This is a genomic window from Brevundimonas sp. P7753 (genome assembly GCF_013386595.1).
Lineage (GTDB): Bacteria > Pseudomonadota > Alphaproteobacteria > Caulobacterales > Caulobacteraceae > Brevundimonas > Brevundimonas bullata.
Map to the genome: position 1 here is coordinate 1 of NZ_JACARP010000221.1, position 1696 is coordinate 1696.

Sequence of the window (1696 nt, forward strand, 5' to 3'; positions counted from 1 at the left end):
GGCCAGGACGTCGCGGGTCGGATTGCCCGAGCGCGAGTAGTCGTATTTCCGCTTTTGGTCGAAGCCGGCGAAGGAATAGTTGGACGACAGATACAGCGGCGGCATGACCGCGCCGTGGGCCGTATCCGTATCGACGCCCGAGCGGGCGGCGATGGTGCGGGGATCGGCGGGACGGGCGGCGCGGCTCATTGGTCGATGTCTTTCAGGACGGAGGTCAGGATGTCGGCGACCAGAACGTCTTCCTTCAGGAAGGCGTCGTGGCCGTAGTGGGAGGGGTGCTGTTCGAAGCGCCAGAGGTTGGGCAGGCGTGCGGCCAGCTCCCTCATGTCGTCGATGGGGCACAGGCGGTCGGTGGTGAAGCCGACCAGGGTGACGGGGGCGGTGATGGCCTCGGGCTCGACGCGGTGGCGGTCGATGGAGTCCGACAGGGTCAGCCAGCGCGAGGGCGTGGTGCGGTCACGGTAGGCCCGGCCGCGCGCCTGCAGATAGTCGCAGACGGGATAGGCCTGACCCGCATGGCTGGGGGCCTCGGAATCGAAGCGCTCACCGAACTCGTCGGGGGTGCGATAGGTGGTCATGGCCAGTTCGCGGGCCAGACCGACCGCCTGATCCACGCGGCCAGTCTCCAGCCCCAGTTGCAGGATGCGGCGCTGGATGCCGCGCCAGGCGGTGGCCAGGGGGTGAGGGCGGTGGGCGGCGGACACCACCACCAGCTGCTCGGCCCAGTCGGGGAAGAGCTCGCCAAACGCCAGCGCGATCATGCCGCCGTAGGAGCAGCCGATGAAGGCCGCGACCTTGTCCACGCCCAGGTGGTCCAGCAGCAGGGCCAGCAGCCGCGCCTGATCCTGGGTGGTGATGGTCAGCGGCGGTTTGGCGTCCTTGGCGTCGGGACCGAAATCGGGGGCGAAATCAAAGGCCAGGACGCGGAAACGGGTCAGATCGATGGGGGCGCGCACGCCCACGGCGCCGGACCACCAGCCCAGGCCCTTGGTCTCGGTGCGGTGGACGTAACGGTCGGCGGAGATGCCGCCGGCCACGACGATCAGGGGGGCGCCGGCCTTGCCGTGCAGACGGCCCACGATCTGCTTCTGGTTCAGCGTCCCGCCGAAATCGAGCGGGAAGTCGTCGGGGATCGGCACGACGACGTCATGGGCCCCGTCGCGCGACAGCAGCTCGGACGGACGGCGTGCGGAAGCGGGCCGACAGGCGGGCTCTTCAGCAGGGTCGATGGGGTCGATCAGGGCCAGGGTCATGGGTCTCGGTCACTCAGCAAAACGGCTCGCCAAGGAACCCATGCAGTGACAGACCGTGGAGCGTCGCCTCGTCGATGCTCCACCCATCTCTCGCGGTCTTCAGGTCGCCCTGAAAACCCCGCAGGAGTTGGCACCGTTTCGGGCGGAACCCGATGGTTGCCCCGGCGTCAAAGGGCCTAATCCCTCAGCCGGTCTTGATGAGTGACCTTACGTTGCGGTTGCGAAGGGCGCCGGTCAAGCGAAATAATTCACCTCATTTTGGCGCTTGAGGGCCGCAAGGTGGTGAAATCGCGCTTTTGCGGCGCATCCGGGAAAAATTTGTTCTTCGAGGGGTTGACGCGGTGCGGGGTCCTGGAACACCTTGAGGCAAGATTTTCAACCGGACGCCGCCTGTGCTTGACCGCCTCGCCAGCATGATGACCACCCAGATCGCCGCTTCGGCG

The 1696-nt window shown here is 67.2% G+C and carries 3 protein-coding genes and 1 riboswitch; all 3 genes read right to left on the reverse strand.

Going from position 1 to position 1696, the window contains the following annotated elements:
* Positions 1–189 (reverse strand): PLP-dependent transferase (locus tag HX774_RS19245; RefSeq protein ID WP_178829012.1); only part of this gene is annotated, 189 nt, incomplete at its 3' end.
* Positions 186–1253, reverse strand: a complete 1068-nt coding sequence (locus tag HX774_RS19250; RefSeq protein WP_178829013.1) for a homoserine O-succinyltransferase — start codon at positions 1251–1253, stop codon at positions 186–188. The genes HX774_RS19245 and HX774_RS19250, both read right to left, overlap by 4 nt.
* 80 nt (positions 1254–1333) lie before the next feature.
* A riboswitch (SAM riboswitch) is annotated at positions 1334–1457 on the reverse strand.
* Between the two features lie 44 nt (positions 1458–1501).
* A partial coding sequence (locus tag HX774_RS19870) for a hypothetical protein (protein ID WP_218650543.1) occupies positions 1502–1696 on the reverse strand: 195 nt, incomplete at its 5' end.